Source organism: Rhizobium sullae (genome assembly GCF_900169785.1).
Classification (GTDB): domain Bacteria; phylum Pseudomonadota; class Alphaproteobacteria; order Rhizobiales; family Rhizobiaceae; genus Rhizobium; species Rhizobium sullae.
The window spans coordinates 1-414 of the sequence record NZ_FWER01000199.1; the positions used below are offsets into that span (position 1 = coordinate 1).

Here is a 414-nt window from a genome sequence, read left to right on the forward strand (position 1 = left end):
CTCAGACATGATGAACGGAGGCTTTTCGCACGTGTCGTGGCCGACCGCGATGATCACGTCGGACTTGTCGACGGCGACGTGGACATGGTCGCCTTCGGATAGCGCCGCCGTGCCCATATAGAGGTCGGAGTCCTCCGCCACGACGCCCTTGCCCATTTGCGTGGCAAAGAAGGGAATGCGGGTGCGTTGCACGAAGTCGCGGATTTGGGCGATCGAGTGCTGGCCTAGGCGGCTTGCCGCCCCGCCCACCATGATCAGCGGACGCTTGGCCGCAAGGATCATTTCAACCGCGCGATCGAAGGTCTTGGTAATCACAGTTCATCCTCCTCACATTCTTCGGCCGCAATGTCTTCCGGTATTACAACAGACACTGGGCCTTGCTTTTCCTCTTGAGCGATGCGGAACGCCTCACTG

Annotated in this window: 1 pseudogene; it reads right to left on the bottom strand. The window is 59.7% G+C overall.

Annotated elements, in window-relative coordinates:
- Positions 1 to 414: pseudogene (locus tag BN1800_RS39755) on the bottom strand (acetolactate synthase large subunit); the annotation flags it as partial.